The sequence below is a fragment of the Streptomyces sp. CG4 genome, from assembly GCF_041080655.1.
GTDB lineage: Bacteria > Actinomycetota > Actinomycetes > Streptomycetales > Streptomycetaceae > Streptomyces.
In genome coordinates this window covers 3,496,736-3,513,907 of the sequence record NZ_CP163525.1, presented here as the reverse complement: position 1 = coordinate 3,513,907, position 17,172 = coordinate 3,496,736, and the positions used below count along the sequence as shown (strand labels likewise).

Annotated in this window: 16 protein-coding genes; 8 read left to right on the top strand and 8 right to left on the bottom strand. The window is 71.1% G+C overall.

The features are described from left to right. The first annotated feature begins 21 nt into the window (after nt 1–21). Both AB5L52_RS15815 and AB5L52_RS15810 read left to right on the top strand, forming a co-directional pair. The gene (locus AB5L52_RS15815) at nt 22–483 is read left to right on the top strand and encodes a sec-independent translocase (protein ID WP_351024186.1); all 462 of its coding nucleotides are present in this window, start codon (nt 22–24) and stop codon (nt 481–483) included. A gap of 299 nt (nt 484–782) precedes the next feature. Next, nucleotides 783–1,448, top strand: a complete 666-nt coding sequence (locus AB5L52_RS15810) for a hypothetical protein (protein WP_351562114.1) — start codon at nt 783–785, stop codon at nt 1,446–1,448. A 146-nt stretch (nt 1,449–1,594) separates the two neighbouring features. Here AB5L52_RS15810 and AB5L52_RS15805 read toward each other — a convergent pair whose 3' ends face one another. From AB5L52_RS15805 to AB5L52_RS15795, 3 genes are read right to left on the bottom strand one after another with little or no spacing between them, the layout of a single operon-like run. Then, nucleotides 1,595–2,728, bottom strand: coding sequence for an Mrp/NBP35 family ATP-binding protein (locus AB5L52_RS15805; protein ID WP_351024181.1), 1,134 nt, complete (start codon nt 2,726–2,728; stop codon nt 1,595–1,597). A 43-nt stretch (nt 2,729–2,771) separates the two neighbouring features. Beyond that, nucleotides 2,772–3,374, bottom strand: coding sequence for a DUF1003 domain-containing protein (locus tag AB5L52_RS15800; protein ID WP_351024179.1), 603 nt, complete (start codon nt 3,372–3,374; stop codon nt 2,772–2,774). Beyond that, nucleotides 3,364–4,653, bottom strand: a complete 1,290-nt coding sequence (locus tag AB5L52_RS15795; protein ID WP_351024176.1) for a CBS domain-containing protein — start codon at nt 4,651–4,653, stop codon at nt 3,364–3,366. The genes AB5L52_RS15800 and AB5L52_RS15795 overlap by 11 nt, the downstream gene beginning before the upstream one ends. Before the next feature lie 238 nt (nt 4,654–4,891). On the opposite strand from AB5L52_RS15795, the gene AB5L52_RS15790 reads away from it, so the two are divergent. Next, the gene (locus AB5L52_RS15790) at nt 4,892–5,635 is read left to right on the top strand and encodes a hypothetical protein (RefSeq protein WP_351562119.1); all 744 of its coding nucleotides are present in this window, start codon (nt 4,892–4,894) and stop codon (nt 5,633–5,635) included. Between the two features lie 43 nt (nt 5,636–5,678). Here AB5L52_RS15790 and AB5L52_RS15785 read toward each other — a convergent pair whose 3' ends face one another. Both AB5L52_RS15785 and AB5L52_RS15780 read right to left on the bottom strand, forming a co-directional pair. Further along, nucleotides 5,679–6,194 (bottom strand): hypothetical protein, encoded by a 516-nt coding sequence (locus AB5L52_RS15785; RefSeq protein WP_351024170.1) that lies wholly within the window; start codon nt 6,192–6,194, stop codon nt 5,679–5,681. A gap of 24 nt (nt 6,195–6,218) precedes the next feature. After that, complete coding sequence (locus AB5L52_RS15780) at nt 6,219–7,343, bottom strand: magnesium and cobalt transport protein CorA (protein ID WP_351024167.1); 1,125 nt, start codon at nt 7,341–7,343, stop codon at nt 6,219–6,221. Between the two features lie 485 nt (nt 7,344–7,828). On the opposite strand from AB5L52_RS15780, the gene AB5L52_RS15775 reads away from it, so the two are divergent. The 4 genes from AB5L52_RS15775 to AB5L52_RS15760 all read left to right on the top strand — a co-directional run bounded on the left by AB5L52_RS15775 (nt 7,829) and on the right by AB5L52_RS15760 (nt 11,110). Next, nucleotides 7,829–8,413, top strand: coding sequence for a suppressor of fused domain protein (locus AB5L52_RS15775; RefSeq protein WP_369364589.1), 585 nt, complete (start codon nt 7,829–7,831; stop codon nt 8,411–8,413). A 226-nt stretch (nt 8,414–8,639) separates the two neighbouring features. Further along, on the top strand, nt 8,640–9,281 hold the full coding sequence (locus tag AB5L52_RS15770; protein WP_351024162.1) for a DUF6758 family protein: 642 nt from the start codon (nt 8,640–8,642) through the stop codon (nt 9,279–9,281). 210 nt (nt 9,282–9,491) lie between these two features. Further along, nucleotides 9,492–10,349: a PHP domain-containing protein gene (locus AB5L52_RS15765; protein WP_369364587.1), complete on the top strand. Its 858-nt coding sequence runs from the start codon at nt 9,492–9,494 to the stop codon at nt 10,347–10,349. Nucleotides 10,350–10,504: 155 nt separating this feature from the next. Beyond that, nucleotides 10,505–11,110 (top strand): MarC family protein, encoded by a 606-nt coding sequence (locus tag AB5L52_RS15760; RefSeq protein ID WP_351024157.1) that lies wholly within the window; start codon nt 10,505–10,507, stop codon nt 11,108–11,110. A 55-nt stretch (nt 11,111–11,165) separates the two neighbouring features. On the opposite strand, the gene AB5L52_RS15755 is transcribed toward AB5L52_RS15760, so the two are convergent. Continuing rightward, nucleotides 11,166–11,318 carry a hypothetical protein gene (locus AB5L52_RS15755; protein WP_351024154.1) on the bottom strand — a complete coding sequence of 51 codons (153 nt, stop codon included), beginning with the start codon at nt 11,316–11,318 and terminating at the stop codon, nt 11,166–11,168. Nucleotides 11,319–11,534: 216 nt separating this feature from the next. On the opposite strand from AB5L52_RS15755, the gene AB5L52_RS15750 reads away from it, so the two are divergent. Beyond that, entirely contained in the window at nt 11,535–12,431 is an 897-nt protein-coding gene (locus AB5L52_RS15750; protein ID WP_351024152.1) for an NYN domain-containing protein, read from the top strand. Nucleotides 12,432–12,439: 8 nt separating this feature from the next. Here AB5L52_RS15750 and AB5L52_RS15745 read toward each other — a convergent pair whose 3' ends face one another. Continuing rightward, the gene (locus tag AB5L52_RS15745) at nt 12,440–13,324 is read right to left on the bottom strand and encodes an alpha/beta hydrolase (RefSeq protein ID WP_351024149.1); all 885 of its coding nucleotides are present in this window, start codon (nt 13,322–13,324) and stop codon (nt 12,440–12,442) included. Between the two features lie 885 nt (nt 13,325–14,209). Further along, nucleotides 14,210–16,747, bottom strand: a complete 2,538-nt coding sequence (locus AB5L52_RS15740; protein ID WP_369368884.1) for a DEAD/DEAH box helicase — start codon at nt 16,745–16,747, stop codon at nt 14,210–14,212. Nucleotides 16,748–17,172 lie beyond the last annotated feature (425 nt).

Sequence of the window (17,172 nt, the reverse complement as noted above, 5' to 3'; positions counted from 1 at the left end):
ACATCGCAATGGGAGCGTCAGGTGTTCAATGACATAGGGCCACTGGAGCTGCTGACGATCGTGGTGATCGCCGTGCTCGTCTTCGGTCCGGACAAGCTCCCGAAGGTCATCCAGGACGTGACGCGCACCATCCGGAAGATCCGCGAGTTCTCGGAGAGCGCCAAGCAGGACATCCGTAGCGAACTGGGCCCGGAATTCAAGGACTTCGAGTTCGAGGACCTCAACCCCAAGACGTTCATCCGCAAGCAGCTGGACAGCGACGAACTGGGGCTGAAGGAGATCCGCAACGGATTCGATCTGAAGCAGGAGATGGCCGAGGTCACCGACGCCGTCAACGGCCGGGAGAGCGAGGTGTCCGCGTCCTCGTCGTCCTCGGGCTCCTCGGCCTCGGGAGCCGCTGCCGCGGGGCGCGTGGACATGACCAAGAAGCCCGAGGAACTCGGCAAGGACGAGCGGCCGCCGTTCGACGCCGACGCCACGTGATCGGGTACGCCGCCTGATCCCTTGGGCCACCTGCTCCTGTGCGCCCCCTTGAGCCGTGCCCGCGCCCGGTCTGCACCGACACGCGCACGGGGGCGTATGCCCCGCACGTGACGCGTGTCATATCACATACCCGTCGCACACGGCCCGAACAGGCCGTTCATACGACCCACGCATCCAGCGCCTGCCCTGCGGCTCTCAGCGGTGTGGCTATGCTGCCGAGTTGTTGTGCGGACCGGACGACTACGCCCGAAGGGGGGCGGGCCACGCTGGTCCGACGAGAGCGAGGAGGCGTCCGGCAGATGGAGACGACGAGTCAGGTGGGCGCAAAGGCGCCGGTCGCGGCGGGTGAACAGCAGCTGGCCTCCGCCCGGCGCGCGATCGACGGATACCTGCAGGCGCCCTTCCCTTGGTACGGCCTCGACGAGGCCTTCACCGGGCCGCGCTGGCTGATGCAGGTCGGTACGGCGGCCGACGGCGCCGTCGAGCACGGTTCGATCGGGCACGGGGACGAGCCCACCGTACGGGGCGAGACCGGCTCCGCGGGGGAGCCGCGGGAGAAGTTCGCGGTGGTCGTGACCGTCTCCGCGCAGCCGTCGCGGCGGAGTGCCGACGGTACGGGGCTGTTGGAGGCCACCTCGGTCTCCTCGGCGGCGTGGCTGGCCGGGGTGGGGCTGCTGACGTGCACCTGGCCCGGGCAGATGGATCACACGCTGCGGGACGACTGGCTGGAGCAGCAGACGGAGACGGCGTGGGCCCTGGCCGACGATCTCGACGGGCCGGAGTGGTCCAAGCTCTCTCTTCCCGTGGACGGCGCCGCGGCACCCTTCTACTACCGGGAGTCCGAGTTCGGGTGGGTGCTCGCCGGTACGACCGAGGCGGGGGTGCACTTGGGGGCGTACGGGCGGGGCATGAGCGCGTACGGTCTCGGGTTCGCCGTGGTGAAGGACATCGCCGCTTACGCGTGACCATGGGGCGCCGAAGCGTTTCGGCGCCCCGCCCCGTAGGGCTCCTCGCCCCTGCTGAAGACTCCCTGGCGACTCCCCTGGGGTCCCCGCGCTGAAGAGCCCCCTGCACTGAAGAGCCCCCGCGCTGGTCCCCTGCCGAACAGTTCTCAGAACTTGTTCTTCGGGGTGATCCCCAGCGACAGGCCCGAAAGCCCCCGCTGCCGTCCGCCCAGCTTCCCGGCGATCGCCCTGAGCGCGCTGCCCGCCGGGGAGTCGGGGTCGGTCAGGACGACCGGCTTGCCCTCGTCGCCGCCCTCGCGGAGGCGGACGTCGATGGGGATGCTGCCGAGGACCGGGACGGTCGTACCCGTGGTGCGGGTGAGGCCGTCGGCGACCAGCTGGCCGCCGCCCGTGCCGAAGACGTCCACCATCTCGTCGCAGTGCGGGCAGGGCAGGCCGGACATGTTCTCGACCACGCCGACGATCTTCTGGTGGGTCTGGACGGCGATGGAGCCGGCGCGCTCGGCCACCTCGGCCGCCGCCTGCTGCGGCGTCGTCACGACCAGGATCTCCGCGTTCGGGACCAGCTGGGCCACCGAGATCGCGATGTCGCCCGTGCCCGGCGGGAGGTCCAGCAGCAGGACGTCCAGGTCGCCCCAGTACACGTCCGCCAGGAACTGCTGCAGAGCCCGGTGCAGCATCGGGCCGCGCCAGACCACCGGCGCGTTGCCCGGGGTGAACATACCGATGGAGATGACCTTCACGCCGTTCGCGGACGGCGGCATGATCATGTTCTCGACCTGCGTGGGACGGCCGTCGGCGCCCAGCATGCGCGGCACGCTGTGGCCGTAGATGTCGGCGTCGACCACGCCCACCTTGAGGCCGTCGGCGGCCATGGCGGCCGCCAGGTTCACCGTCACCGAGGACTTGCCGACGCCGCCCTTGCCGGAGGCGACCGCGTAGACCCGGGTCAGGCTGCCGGGCTTGGCGAAGGGGACCTCGCGCTCGGCCTGGCCGCCGCGCAGGGCCGTCGCCAGCTCCTTGCGCTGCTCGTCGCTCATCACGTCCAGCGTCACGTCGACGCGGGTGACGCCCTCGACCCGGGAGACCGCCTCGGTGACGCGCCGGGTGATCGTCTCGCGCATGGGGCAGCCGGAGACCGTCAGGTACACGGTGACCGCGACCGCGCCGTCCTCCCCGATCTCCACCGATTTGACCATCCCCAGTTCGGTGATGGGTCGGTTGATCTCGGGGTCGTTCACCGTCGCCAGTGCCTCGCGCACCGCGTCTTCCGTAGCCATAAGCACGATGGTACGGCGCCGTGAGGGGCCTTCGGGATGCCCCTCAGCGGTCGTCTGTGTCACGTCGCGGAGACCGTTCTGACCGTTCCGCCGGGAATACGACATGCCCGTCGTGACGCCGTCTGTCCTCCAGCTCCTTGACCAGGTCCTGCAGCTCCGAGCGGATCCAGTCCCGGGTCGCGACCTCGCCGAGGCCCATGCGGAGCGAGGCGATCTCCCGGGTCAGGTACTCGGTGTCGGCGATGGACCGCTCGTTCTGCTTGCGGTCCTGCTCCAGGTTGACCCGGTCGCGGTCGTCCTGCCGGTTCTGCGCGAGCAGGATCAGCGGGGCGGCGTAGGAGGCCTGCAGGGACAGCACCAGGGTCAGGAAGATGAACGGGTACGTGTCGAAGCGCAGGTGCTGGGGCGCGGCGATGTTCCACACCACCCACACGACGATGACGACCGTCATCCAGACGATGAAGCGGCCCGTGCCCAGGAAGCGGGCGATCCGTTCCGACAGCCGCCCGAAGGCCTCCGGGTCCCACTCGGGCAGGAACCGGTGGCGCGGCGGGCGCGGCTGGTCCAGGCGGGGCGTACGGGGCCGGGTGGCCGCCGTGGCGCCCGCCGGAGTGCGCTCGCGGGTGCTCTCGCGCTCAGGAACCATGCGTGGCCGCCCCCTCTCCCTCGTCCAGATGGAACTCGGTCTCCCGCCAGTCCTCGGGCAGCATGTGGTCCAGTACGTCGTCCACGGTCACCGCGCCCAGCAGCGACCCGGACTCGTCCACCACGGGCGCGGCCACCATGTCGTACGTGGCGAAGAACCCGGCGATGACGGGGAGGGCGGCGTCCGGGGCCAGGGTCTGCAGATCCTCGTCCACGAGGGAGCTGACCAGGGTGTACGGGGGGTCGCGCAGCAGCCGCTGGAAGTGGACCGTGCCCAGGTACTTGCCGGTCGGGGTCTCGTCGGGCGGGCGGCAGACGTAGACCTGGGCGGCGAGCGCGGGGGAGAGGTCGGGGTTGCGGACCCGGGCGAGCGCGTCGGCGACGGTGGCGTCCGGGCGCAGCACGATCGGCTCGGTGGTCATCAGACCGCCGGCCGTGTGCTCCTCGTACGACATCAGACGGCGCATGTCGGCCGCGTCGGCCGGCTGCATCAGGCTCAGCAGCCGCTCCTTGTCGTCCTCGGGCAGCTCGGACAGCAGGTCGGCCGCGTCGTCGGGGTCCATGGCCTCCAGGACGTCCGCCGCGCGCTCCTCCTTCAGCTTGCCGAGGATCTCGATCTGGTCGTCCTCCGGCAGCTCTTCGAGGACGTCGGCCAGGCGGTCGTCGTCGAGCGCTGCGGCGACCTCGGCGCGCCGCTTGGCGGAGAGGTGGTGCAGGACGTTGGCGAGGTCGGCGGGGCGCAGCTGCTCGAAGGTGGCGAGCAGGCTCTCGGCGCCCTGTCCGTGTTCTTCGAGGGAGAAGCCGGTGACGGCGGACCAGTCGGCGGTCAGCGTCTCGCCCTTGGCCCGCCGGAAGGTGGTCGCCTTCTTCCCCTTGCGGACGAAGACGCGGTCGACCTCCCAGTCCCGGCGGGCGGGCAGCTGCTGCACGGAGACGTCGAGGACGGTGACCTGCTCGCCGGTCTCCACCAGCGTCACGCGCCGGTCCAGCAGCTCCCCGAAGACCAGCCGCTCGGTGGGCCGCTGCTCGAACCGCCGGACGTTCATCACGCCGGTGGTGATGACCTGGCCGGACTCGACACCGGTGATCCGGGTCATGGGCAGGAAGATACGGCGCCGGGTGGTCAGTTCGACGACGAGCCCGAGCAGCCGTGGCGGCCGGCGGCCCACGCGCAGCATCACGACCAGATCGCGCACACGGCCCACCTGGTCGCCGTTCGGGTCGAAGACGGGGACCCCGGCGAGGTGCGAGACGAAGATCCGGGGGGCGCCGGCTGCCATGGCTGTGCTTCCTCTGCTGACGTGACCTGGGAATCGCCCCTTTCTGGGGTGTTCCGCTTTCTTTGTGAATAGATCAGTGAATTGCTCGGATTTGCTCGCTCGGGTGCGCTTCAGGCTAGCCCTTACCGGTCGGATACGCCCTGGTGGGCGGTCCGGACGGACTGGCTCCGCCGGGCGGCCGAGGCACGGGTACGCTGCCGTACGCCGCTCAGGAACCCTCAGAAAGGCAGCGCTCTCTGTGACTGCGATTCCCCAGGGCCGTACCCGTCGGGCCGCGCGGGCGACCGCCCTGTGCGCACTGGCCCTGACCGGGGTGGCGGTACTGACGGCGTGCGGGGGCGACGATCCGGACGCGGGGACGAACGGCGTGGGCAAGCTGCCCGCCGACAAGATCCAGGCGAAGACCCGGGCGGCCGCCCAGGGGGCACCGGCGGTACGGCTGTCCGGGACCGTGGTCACCAGCGGCCGCACGTACCAGCTGGACATGCGGCTCAAGGCCGACGGCGGGACCGGCTCGGTGACCTCGAAGGGGTCGACCTTCAAGCTGCTGCGGATCGGCGAGCAGCTGTACCTGAAGGCCGACGCGGACTTCTGGAACCAGGCGGGCGGGCAGAGCGGCGACGCGGCCCTCACGCTGAACGGCAAGTACGTGAAGGTGCCGCAGGGCGATCCCGCGTACAAGAAGTTCAGCGGCTTCACGGACAAGGACGTCCTCCTCGAGGGACTGCTCACACTGCACGGCTCGCTGGCGACGGACGGCCATCACGACGACGCCGGCACCCGCACCATCCGCATCACCGGCGACAAGGGCTCCGGCGGCAGCCTCGACGTCTCCCTGGAGGGCACGCCGTATCCACTCCGCCTGGTTCGCGCCGGCGGAGCCGGCACGCTCAGCTTCTCCGACTGGGGTAAGGACTTCGCCGTGTCCGAACCCGCAAAGGGTGAGACCGTCGACTACGGCAAGCAGCTGCCGACGTCGTAGCGAAACTTTTCTCCGCTGCTGCGGTGCACTCCTCGCTCCGCACTCACTTTCGCTTCCGGCGCTTCACGAGAAGCTTCGGCAGGCCCGCGGGCACCGGTCGCCGTGTGGTCGCCGCAGTCGCCACCGGAACCTCCGCCAAGCTGCCGGAAGGCAACGGAACGACAGCCCCGGCCGGAGTCAGGCGCAGCACTCGGCACTCCCGGGCCCAGCGCGCCGGCATCTGCTCCCCGTCGGGCGCGTTCAGGCGCTTGCCCTTCAGCTCGGCGACGGCCGCCTCCCACTCGGCCGAGCCGGCGGGCAGCTCGGACACGGCCGCCGGGAACGTCACCAGCCGGCCGCCCTTGTCCTTGCTGCGCACGGTCACCTCGGCGGAGCCCCCGTCGACCAGCCCCTCCAGCGGCTGCTCACCGGGCCCGTCACCGACCAGGCACACCGCACCCTCGTGCCACACATGCCACAGCGCACGCGCGGCTGGGGCCCCGGCGCCCCGGACCCAGATGAGCCCGGACTTCTTCGCGGCCTCCTCGATGAGGGCCCGGTCGAGCAGCTCGCTTGTCATGTGCCCAGCCTATCCAGCGCCTGGTCACAGCCAGCCGTTGCGCTTGAGCACCCGGTGGATGCCCACGCACATGGCGATGGTGAGGCTCAGGACGAGCGGGTAGCCGTACTTCCAGTGCAGCTCCGGCATGTGGTCGAAGTTCATGCCGTACACACCGGTCACCATCGTCGGTACGGCGATGATCGCGGCCCAGGCGGTGATCTTGCGCATGTCCTCGTTCTGCGCGACGGACGCCTGCGCCAGGTTGGCCTGGAGAATGGAGTTGAGGAGTTCGTCGAAGCCCAGCACCTGCTCCTGGACCCGGGCGAGATGGTCGGCGACGTCCCGGAAGTACTTCTGGATGTCCGGGTCGATCAGCCGCATCGGCCGCTCGCTCAGCAGCTGCATCGGGCGCAGCAGGGGAGCCACCGCGCGCTTGAACTCCAGTACCTCGCGCTTGAGTTGGTAGATCTGGGCCGAGTCCACACCACGGGACACCCCGCCCTTGCGGCCCGGCGAGAAGACCTCGGTCTCCACGGCGTCGATGTCGTCGTGCACCGCGTCGGCGACCGCGATGTAGCCGTCCACGACATGGTCGGCGATCGCGTGCAGCACCGCCGAGGGGCCCTTGGCGAGCAGCTCCGGGTCGTCCTGCAGGCGGTGCCGCAGCGCCCTGAGCGAGCCCTTGCCGCCGTGCCGGACCGTGATGAGGAAGTTCCGGCCGGTGAAGCACATGACCTCGCCGGTCTCGACGACCTCGCTGTTGGCGGTGAGCCGGTCGTGCTCGACGTAGTGGATGGTCTTGAAGACGGTGAAGAGCGAGTCGTCGTAGCGCTCCAGCTTGGGTCGCTGGTGAGCCTGCACCGCGTCCTCGACGGCCAGCGGGTGCAGCCCGAACTCGCCCGCGATACCGGCGAATTCGGCCTCGGTCGGCTCGTGCAGCCCGATCCACACGAAGCCGCCGTCCCGGCGCACGAGCCGCATCGCCTCGTGCGGGCTCAGCGGCCCCGCGCTCTCGACGCGGGTGCCGTCACGGTAGACGGCGCAGTCCACGACGGCCGAGGGCGTGGCCGGGTCACGCGTGGTGTCGTACGACGCCGTGCTCGCGTTCTTGCGCGGCGAGACACGGGACGGACGGACCGCGGCGCGCAGGTCGCGGATCATCGACATGGGCAGGCTCCTTCGCGACAGGCAACGAAAGACCGCACGGCAACGGGTGGAACTACCCGGAATGGGGACGTCCTGACTGCGGGATGTTTGGCACGTCCGCAAAGCGGGGAGCACCGCACCGTCGCGGTGGCGACTTCGCTACTGATGCGGAACTGATTCAGATCAGGCAGACCGAGTGATCAGACGGATCAGGCAAAGCGAGACGAAGTGCTCTTCCGATGGGCGATACGCACGGGAAGGCGGCATTCAGCCGGAAACCAGCCAGTGACCGGATCAGCGGGCGGAAGAGCGAGTGGTACTGCACGGTCGACTTCGATCCATGACAGCCCCACCTCCTCCGGCCGGTCCCTCGTAAGGGAGTCCCCTGTGTCGGGACTTGACAAGCACGCTCTGCGCACTGTCCCGAACCATCGGCTCAGCGTAGCAGTCGCCCGAACTGTCAAGGCGCCGCTTTGCCCGCTGCTGACGAGTTCTATGCTCGCGGCATGGTTGATGTTCTCCCTCTGGTCGAGGCACGGTTGACCACCGCGCTGGGCACGCCGAACGCGCGCGCCGCCGTCACCTTCCTCGGTACGGACCGCATCGAGGTGCTCCGGTTCCAGGAGGGGGACGTCCTGCGGTACGCCACCCTCGGCATGTCCGCGCACCCCATGGCCGACCCCACCGCGGTGCTCGCCGACCCGGTCAAGGGCCCCCGCGCCGAGCTGGTCCTCTCCGTCCGCGCGGGCCTCGCCGACACCGACAAGGTGCTCCGTCCGCTCGCCGTGCTGGCCGCGTCCCCGCAGGTGGAGGGCTTGATCGTGGCCCCGGGGGCCTCCCTGGACGTCGGTGATCCGCTGTGGCCCGGCGCCCCCTTCACCTCGGTCCTGGTGGGCGAGCCCGGCGGTCTGGTCGAGGACCTGGAGCTGGACGACCCGATGGAGCCCGTACGGTTCCTGCCGCTGCTGCCGATGACCCCGAACGAGGCCGCCTGGAAGCGGGTGCACGGCGCGCAGGCGCTCCAGGAGCGCTGGCTCGCCAGCGGGACGGATCTGAGGGATCCCGCCCGTAAGTCCGTCCCGCTGGAGTGAGCAAGCTCACCAAACCCCGGCCGTGTTCGGCCAGTTGGTGAAGGCGGTGACGCCGGGCCACGGCCCGGACCGCCTCAGGGCGTCGCAGAACGTCCATGCATTCCCCCCTTTCAATTTAGCTCCTCTAATAAATGCGAGATGCATGCATCTCGGCGTGGTCAAGGGTTCCGTCCGGACGGGTGATCGTCCTTGACGTGGGCGGGCAGGGGTAGGACCGTGGGGCCCTATGAGGGGCGAACCCAGTTGCCCGAGGTGTGGTGGCCGGGTCAGGGCTCCCGGTCTCTTCGCCGATTCGTGGCAGTGCGATGTGCACGGCACGGTGTATCCGCTGCAGCCCGTGATCCCGCCCAGCGTCGAAGCCCTCGGTGCCGTCGTGCACCGCACCCACGTCCCGGTGTGGATGCCCTGGCCGCTGCCCGTCGGCTGGCTCTTCACCGGTGTGGCCTACGCGGGCGACGACCGCAGCGGCGGCCGCGCGACCGCCGTCGCCTGCTCCGGGCCCGGCCCGCTCGGCGGCCCGGGTGAACTCATCCTGGTCGCGGAAGAACTCGGCGTCGGCCTCGGCGCGCGGTACGCGGGCATCGACGGCCCCGACCCGGGGTCGTACATGAACGTCGAGAAGCCGCCCCAGGCCAAGGTCCTCGCCGCCGGCCGCCCGACCCCGCTCTGGCATGTCTACCGCACCCCCGACGACCGCGCCGTCTTCGCCGGTGAGGCGCTCGGCATGTGGGTGTGGGCGGTGATGTGGCCCGAGCAGGCGGGGCTGCTCATGTACGACGAGCTGGTGCTGACGGATCTGCGGGACGCGGGGGCGGAGCTGGATCTGGTGCCGTGCGGAGCGTTGTCGCCGCGCTTGCTTCGGCCGTAGCGCCCACTGGTGCCGGGTTCTCGCCGTGGGCGGTGCGGGTGCGTTGTGGGCTGGTCGCGCCCGCGCGGCGGAGCCGCACATCGAGCACAGCCCCGCGCCCCTTGGGCAGTTCCAGTAGGGGGCACTGAGTGGTTTCGGGTGTGACAGTGGTGCTTGAAAATCCCGCTATCCTTAGGTGTCCCCTTCCGTCCGTCACTGCCTGGAGTTCGCGTGCGCATCGATCTGCACTGTCACTCCACGGCCTCCGACGGTACGGACACCCCCGCCGAGCTGGTGCGCCATGCCGCCGCCGGTGGGCTGGACGTCGTCGCGCTGACCGATCACGACACGACTCGTGGGTACGCCGAGGCGATTGCCGCGCTGCCCGAGGGGCTCACCCTGGTCACCGGCGCCGAGCTGTCCTGCCGTGTCGACGGCATCTCGATGCATCTGCTGGCCTACCTCTTCGACCCCGAGGAGCCCGCTCTGCTCGCCGAGCGCGAGCTGGTGCGGGACGACCGGGTGCCGCGGGCTCAGGCCATGATCGCCAAGCTCAACGCGCTGGGCGTGCCGGTCACCTGGGAGCAGGTCGAGCGGATCGCCGCCGGCGGCTCCGTGGGGCGCCCGCATGTCGCGACGGCCCTGGTCGAGCTGGGCGTCGTACCGACCGTGAGCGACGCGTTCACCGAGGACTGGCTGGCCGACGGCGGCCGGGCCTACGTGGAGAAGCACGAGACCGACCCGTTCGAGGCGATCCGGCTGGTCAAGAGCGCGGGCGGGGTCTGTGTGTTCGCGCACCCGGCGGCCGCCAAGCGCGGCCGTACGGTCCCGGAGTCCCGGATCGCGGAGCTGGCCGAGGCCGGCCTGGACGGCATCGAGGTCGATCACATGGACCACGACGCCGACGCGCGCGACCGGCTGCGGGCCCTGGCCAAGGACCTGGATCTGCTGGTCACGGGCTCCTCGGACTACCACGGCAGCCGCAAGGCCGTGTCCCTGGGCGCGTACACGACCGACCCCGAGGTGTACGGGGAGATCACGCGACGGGCCACCGGGGCGTTCCCCGTCCCGGGCACCGGCGGGATCTGACGCAGTCCCCTCTCCAGCCCAGCCCCTCTCTCAGCCCAGCCCCTCCTGCTTTCCGCTCACTCGGCGCTGTCCGCCGTGCCCGTCCGTCCCGCTGTGTCCGTCCCGCCCTGCGCGACGACGGCCCACGGCGGTGGCTTCATCCTGCAAGGTTCACCATGTTCGACGTCGCTGTCTTCGGCTCTCTGTTTCTGACCCTCTTTGTCATCATGGATCCCCCAGGGATCACCCCGATCTTCCTCGCCCTCACCGCCGGCCGGCCGGCCAAGGTGCAGCGGCGCATGGCCTTCCAGGCCGTGTGTGTGGCGGGCGGGGTCATCGCCACGTTCGGTGTGCTCGGGCACCGGATCCTCGACTATCTGCACGTCTCCGTCCCCGCGCTGATGATCTCGGGCGGTCTGCTGCTTCTGCTGATCGCGCTGGACCTGCTCACCGGCAAGACCGACGAGCCGAAGCAGACCAAGGACGTGAACGTCGCACTCGTCCCCCTGGGTATGCCGCTGCTGGCCGGGCCCGGTGCGATCGTGTCCGTGATCCTGGCCGTGCAGAAGGCCGGCAGCGTGTCCGCGCAGATCTCGGTGTGGTGCGCGATCCTCGCGATCCATGTCGTGCTGTGGCTGGTGATGCGCTACTCGCTGCTGATCATCCGGGTCATCAAGGACGGCGGTGTCGTGCTGGTGACGCGGCTCGCGGGCATGATGCTCTCCGCGATCGCCGTGCAGCAGATCATCAACGGGATCACTCAGGTGATCCGGGGGAGCTGAGCCCTCGTCGGCTCGGCTCCCCCGGAAAGCTTGAGTGGCGCGCCACGCGTGAGCGTTACGAGGCCTGGGTCTCGGCCGGGCGGATCCACAGGCGCTGTCCGATGGCGGCGGCCTGCTGAACGATCCGGTTGACGGAGGCGGCGTCCACGACGGTGCTGTCCACGGTGGTGCCGTTGACCTCGTCGAGTCGCATGATTTCGAAGCGCATGGGCTTCTCCCTTCGTCTGGTCATCCTCCTGAGGAGAACTACTCGGTGTGCCGGAGCTGTCTCCGGTCTCGTAGGTAGTCAACGAGCTGCATGTTACAAACATTCCCTACGCTAAAGAAATTTTTCGAACGGCTAATTACCGACCGGTAAGCATCGCGAGCCGGACCGACCGGGATCGGTTGTGTCCACAGCGTGACCACCGGGACAATGGAGGCGATGAACGACGACCTGGCCGCCCTGGGCGCCCGCATCGACCGCACGAACGAGCTGCTGGAACGCATGCTCGCCGAGGTGGCGAAGACGCCCTCCACCCACGCGATCTTCGTGGACGCGGGGTATCTGTACGCGGCCGCCGGCCGGCTGGTCGCCGGCACCGAGGACCGCCGGGCCTTCGACCTCGACGCCGAGGGCCTGATCGAGGCCCTCATCGACCGGGCCCGCTCGGTCTTCGCGGACAGCCGCCTGCTGCGCGTCTACTGGTACGACGGCGCCCGCCGCCGCATCCACACCGCCGAGCAGCAGACCATCGCCGAACTGCCCGACGTCAAGGTCCGCCTGGGCAACCTCAACGCCAACAACCAGCAGAAGGGCGTCGATTCACTGATCCGCTCCGACCTGGAGTCCCTGGCCCGGCACCGCGCCATCAGCGACGCGGCGCTCCTCGGCGGCGACGAGGACCTGGTCTCGGCGGTCGAGGCGGCGCAGGGGTACGGCGCCCGGGTCCACCTCTGGGGCATCGAGGCCCCCGAGGGCCGTAACCAGGCGGAACCCCTCCTCTGGGAGGTCGACAGCCAGCGCACCCTCGACCTCGACTTCTTCAAGCCGTACGTCTCCCGCCGCACGGCCGCCGCCTACGAGGCCACCACCGGCACCCGCCCCACCCGCGAGAACGTCCGCTTCGTCGGCGCCCAGATCGCGGCGAAATGGCTGGCCGCCCGGGGCCGCGAGTCCCTGGCCGACCTCCTGCCCGGTCACCCCTACCTCCCCGGCTCCGTCGACCAGGACCTGCTGGTCGAGGCCGAGGGTCTGCTGCAGTACTCCCTGCGCGGCCAGGCGGACCTCCGCCGAGCCCTCAGGGACGGCTTCTGGGACCATCTGCAGGGGCAGTACTGACGGCGTCGCTAGCGGCGTTCGACGGCGGCGGTGTCCCAGAAGTCGGCGATCGCGCGGGCCGTGGCCAGGGGCTGGTCGGTGTTGGGGGAGTGCTCGGCGTCCTCGATCACCGTGCGCCGCGCGCGCAGCCGCAGGGCCATGTCGTCCAGCAGGGGCAACGGCCAGGTGTCGTCCCGCGCACCCGACAGGACGTGGAACGGCAGCGGTACGGCGGCCAGTTCCGCGACGCGGTCCGGCTCCGTGCACAACTGTCGCCCGGTGGCGAGGAGTTGGGCGGACTTGGTGCCCAGCCAGCGGCGCCGCAGGTCGTCCCGGTCGTCGAGACCGTCGTCGAGTGCCGCCGTCTCGGTCTCCTCGGGCGTCTCCATCGCCTGGATCGCGTCCCACACGTCGGCCATGCTCATCACCGCGAGCGCGTCCCGCAGCAGCTTCACGCGCTGCTGCTGTGACTCCGAGATCTGCGCGGGGCCGGAGGCCATGAGGGTCAGTGAGCGGAAGGGGGCGTGGTCGAGCAGCACGGCCGCGCGCGAGATCTGCCCGCCCAGGGAGTGCCCCAGCAGATGCACCGGCCGACCGAGCGCCTCGGCCTGCGCCACCACGTCCCGCGCCAACTCCCGCTGCGCATAGGCGGATTCATCGGCGTCGGGCCCGTCCGACTCGTACTGCCCGCGCCCGTCGACGGCCACGGTCCGATACCCGCGCCGCGCCAGCGGCACATGCAGCGGATTGAAGTCCTCCTTGCTCCCGGTGAACCCCGGCAACAACAGCGCGACCCCCCGCGGCTCGACCCCGTCGGCCACGGGAGAGTCGACCACGGCGAACTCCCCACGCACGGTCCCCAAGGAGTACGCACGAGCACCGGGCGGCGGAACAAAGGTGGCGGGCCTGCTCATGGGGGAGAGGCTATCGGTCGAGGGAGGACGGCTGGGAGGCGGCTGGGGTGAGGGGGGACGGCAGGGAGGCGGTGCGGTGGGCGCGGTGGGGAGGTGGGCCGGGGTGGGGCGCGGCAGGGGAAGGGCCGTGGCAGGTGCGCTGGGGGCGGCGAGGAGGCGGCCGGGGCGGCCCTGCGGTGGGCACGGTGGGGAGGCAGCCGGGCTGGGCTCGGTGGGCGGGGCGGGGGAGGTGTGCCGGGCTGTGGTGTGGATGGCGGGGAGGTGACCGAGGCGGGTTGGGGACGCGGCAGGAGGGGAGGCCGTTCGGCTGCGATGGGGGCGGTGAGGAGGCGGCTGGGGCAGCCTGCGGTGGGTGCGGTAGGGGGCAGCCCGGGCTGGGCTCGTGTGGGCGGGGCAGGGGGAGGTGCGCCGGGCGCGGTGTGGATGGCGGGGAGGTGACCGAGGCGGGCTGGGGGCGCGGCAGGAGGGGAGGCCGTTCGGCTGCGATGGGGGCGGTGAGGAGGCGGCTGGGGCAGCCTGCGGTGGGTGCGGTAGGGGGCAGCCCGGGCTGGGCTCGTGTGGGCGGGGCAGGGGGAGGTGCGCCGGGCGCGGTGTGGATGGCGGGGAGGTGACCGAGGCGGGCTGGGGGCGCGGCAGGAGGGGAGGCCGTTCGGCTGCGATGGGGGCCGGTGGGGATGCGGGCCGTGTCCGGCCGTAGGGGGCGTGCGGGAGGAGGGGATGACGGGCGGCTGTGGGCGCGGTAGGGAAAGGAGTTGGCCGTGCCGGGAGGCGGGTTGTGGCGGGCCGCGGTGGGGGCTCCGGGTGTCGTCGGGGTGGCGGTGTGCCGAATGCACGACGGCCCGGCCCACAGAGAGTGGGCCGGGCCGTCGGTGACGGGGTGCCGGATCAGCCTTCGGTGACCTCGACGGCCGCCGCGGCCTTGCGTGTACGGCGCCGCGGCTTGGCCTCCGGCTCCTCGGTGGCCTGCGCCGGGATCTCCGCACCGGCCGTCTCGGCGACGGCCTTACGAGTCCGCCGCACCTTCGGCACGGCCACCTCGGCGGCACCGTCCACGTCCGTGACGGCAGCAGCCGTCTTACGGGTGCGGCGCGGCTTGGCCTCGGCTTCCGGGGCTTCGGCAGCTGCCGCGGTCTTGCGGGTGCGGCGGGGCTTGGCCTCGGTGGCTTCGGCCGTGTCGGTGGCCTCGGCGGCTGCCGTGCTCTTGCGGGTGCGGCGGGGCTTGGCCTCGGCTTCCGGAGCCTCGGCGGCCGCGGCCGTCTTCCGCGTGCGGCGCGGCTTGGCTTCCGTGCCCTCGGCGGTGTCCACGGCCGCGGTGGCGGCCGTTTTCCGGGTGCGGCGGGGCTTGGCCTCGGCTTCGGTGGCTTCCGGAGCCTCGGCAGCTGCCGCGGTCTTGCGAGTGCGGCGCGGCTTGGCCTCGGTCGCTTCCGCGGTGTCCACTGCGGCCTCGGCCGCTGCTGCCGTCTTGCGGGTGCGGCGGGGCTTGGCTTCCGCTTCGGGGGCTTCCGGAGCTTCGGCAGCTGCCGCTGTCTTGCGGGTGCGGCGCGGCTTGGTCTCCGTGGCTTCGGCGGTGTCCACCGCGGCTTCGGCAGCTGCCGCCGTCTTGCGGGTGCGGCGCGGCTTGGGCGCGGGGGTGGCCTCGTCCGTGTTCTCGGTGGACTCGGCCGTGGCTACGGCCGTCTCCGCACTGGTCTTGCGGGTGCGGCGACGCGGCTTCGCCTCCGGTGCTTCCACGGTCGCGGTGTCGGACGCCGCCACGGCCTCCGTCACCGTCACCGTCGTCTCGGCCACCGGCTCCGCCGCGGGCTCGACCACAGTCTCGACCGGCGCCGTCACCGTCGGCTCCGCCGACTTGCGGGTACGACGGCGGCGCGGCTTCTCCGGGGCGTCCGGCAGGGCCGGAGCCTCCACCGTGTCCACCGTCTCCACGGCAGAGTCGGCGGCCTCGGTGGCCGGCACCGGCTGCGGCGTGACCCCGCCGCGCGTGCGGCGACGGCGGCGCAGGGCGCGGGGTGCCGTCGGGGACTCGTCCGCCGGGCCGGACTCGGCGACCGGCGTCGGAGCAGTCGTAGCGTCGGTGGTGGCATCCAGCGGAGTGCCACCGCGCGTGCGGCGGCGCCGGCGCGGCGTGCGGGACGGACCCTCGCGCTCCGCCGAGGCGGCGCCGGACTCGGCGCGGCCGCCACGGCCACCGCGCTCACCCCGGCCACCGCGACCGCGCGCACCGCGACCACCGGTCTCGCCGAGGTCCTCCAGCTCCTCCGCCTCCAGACCCGCACGGGTCCGCTCCGAACGCGGCAGAACACCCTTCGTGCCCGCGGGGATGTCGAGGTCGGAGAACAGGTGCGGGGAGCTCGAGTACGTCTCCACCGGGTCGTTGAAGTCCAGCTCCAGCGCCTTGTTGATCAGCTGCCAGCGCGGGATGTCGTCCCAGTCGACGAACGTGATCGCCGTACCCTTGGCGCCCGCGCGGCCGGTACGGCCGACCCGGTGCAGGTACGTCTTCTCGTCCTCGGGGGACTGGTAGTTGATGACGTGGGTCACGCCCTCGACGTCGATGCCGCGAGCGGCGACGTCGGTGCAGACGAGGACGTCCACCTTGCCGTTGCGGAAGGCGCGCAGCGCCTGCTCGCGGGCGCCCTGGCCAAGGTCGCCGTGGACCGCGCCGGAGGCGAACCCGCGGCGCTGCAGCTGCTCGGCGATGTCGGCGGCCGTGCGCTTGGTGCGGCAGAAGATCATCGCCAGTCCGCGGCCCTCGGCCTGCAGGATGCGGGCCACCATCTCCGGCTTGTCCATGTTGTGCGCGCGGTAGACGAACTGCTTGATGTTCGCGACCGTCGCGCCCTCGTCGTCCGGCGCGGTGGCGCGGATGTGCGTGGGCCGGGACATGTAGCGGCGCGCGAGGCCGATGACCGCGCCCGGCATGGTCGCCGAGAACAGCATGGTCTGGCGCTTGACCGGCAGCATGTCGATGATCTTCTCGACGTCGGGCAGGAAGCCCAGGTCGAGCATCTCGTCGGCCTCGTCGAGGACCAGGCACTTGACATGCTTCAGGTTGAGCTTCTTCTGGCCCGCGAGGTCGAGCAGCCGGCCCGGGGTGCCGACGATGACGTCGACGCCCTTCTTCAGGGCCTCCACCTGCGGCTCGTAGGCCCGGCCGCCGTAGATCGCGGTCACCCGTACGTTACGGACCTTGCCGGCCGTCAGCAGGTCGTTGGTGACCTGGGTGCACAGCTCGCGCGTGGGGACGACGACGAGGGCCTGCGGGGCGTCGGTGAGGGCCTCGGGGGCGGCGCGTCCGGCCTCGACGTCGGCGGGGACGGTGACGCGCTCCAGGAGCGGAAGACCGAAGCCCAGCGTCTTGCCGGTGCCGGTCTTGGCCTGGCCGATGACGTCCGTGCCGGAAAGGGCGACGGGGAGCGTCATCTCCTGGATGGGGAAGGGAGTGATGATGCCGACGGCCTCCAGGGCCTCGGCGGTCTCGGGAAGGATTCCGAGTTCTCGAAACGTCGTAGTCAGGGTCATGCCTCTTCTGTGTGCGCGGTGCGAGGCGAGCGCGGGGGTCATGACTGACCGTGCCGGGGACGTCGGCTGCCGTACGGGCGAACCACTCGGGCAAGCCGTAAAGCACGGGACCTCTGCCGACGCTCTAGCGCTCGTACCGCTGAGGGTCCCTCCTGTCGTCGTACGGTCTTCGCCGTACGGCCAGGGAGGGCTGTCGGGTCGGAGCCGATCGGGCCACCGACCGGGCATCCTCATGCGTGCGCCCTGTCGGGAGACGTCGAACACCGTCGACGCACTCTGGCAGGCGCATTACCACCATACCCCGGATTCACGCACATGCGATGGCC

Excerpts from the sequence above, each read along its gene's own strand:
- AB5L52_RS15800 (WP_351024179.1), bottom strand. The coding sequence starts at position 3,374 with ATGGTTCCTGAGCGCGAGAGCACCCGCGAGCGCACTCCGGCGGGCGCC.
- AB5L52_RS15775 (WP_369364589.1), top strand. The coding sequence starts at position 7,829 with ATGGTTGATGTTCTCCCTCTGGTCGAGGCACGGTTGACCACCGCGCTG.
- AB5L52_RS15750 (WP_351024152.1), top strand. The coding sequence starts at position 11,535 with ATGAACGACGACCTGGCCGCCCTGGGCGCCCGCATCGACCGCACGAAC.
- AB5L52_RS15770 (WP_351024162.1), top strand. The coding sequence starts at position 8,640 with ATGAGGGGCGAACCCAGTTGCCCGAGGTGTGGTGGCCGGGTCAGGGCT.
- AB5L52_RS15785 (WP_351024170.1), bottom strand. The coding sequence starts at position 6,194 with ATGACAAGCGAGCTGCTCGACCGGGCCCTCATCGAGGAGGCCGCGAAG.
- AB5L52_RS15760 (WP_351024157.1), top strand. The coding sequence starts at position 10,505 with ATGTTCGACGTCGCTGTCTTCGGCTCTCTGTTTCTGACCCTCTTTGTC.
- AB5L52_RS15745 (WP_351024149.1), bottom strand. The coding sequence starts at position 13,324 with ATGAGCAGGCCCGCCACCTTTGTTCCGCCGCCCGGTGCTCGTGCGTAC.
- AB5L52_RS15810 (WP_351562114.1), top strand. The coding sequence starts at position 783 with ATGGAGACGACGAGTCAGGTGGGCGCAAAGGCGCCGGTCGCGGCGGGT.
- AB5L52_RS15780 (WP_351024167.1), bottom strand. The coding sequence starts at position 7,343 with ATGTCGATGATCCGCGACCTGCGCGCCGCGGTCCGTCCGTCCCGTGTC.
- AB5L52_RS15805 (WP_351024181.1), bottom strand. The coding sequence starts at position 2,728 with ATGGCTACGGAAGACGCGGTGCGCGAGGCACTGGCGACGGTGAACGAC.
- AB5L52_RS15795 (WP_351024176.1), bottom strand. The coding sequence starts at position 4,653 with ATGGCAGCCGGCGCCCCCCGGATCTTCGTCTCGCACCTCGCCGGGGTC.
- AB5L52_RS15755 (WP_351024154.1), bottom strand. The coding sequence starts at position 11,318 with ATGCGCTTCGAAATCATGCGACTCGACGAGGTCAACGGCACCACCGTG.
- AB5L52_RS15740 (WP_369368884.1), bottom strand. The coding sequence starts at position 16,747 with ATGACGCTCCCCGTCGCCCTTTCCGGCACGGACGTCATCGGCCAGGCC.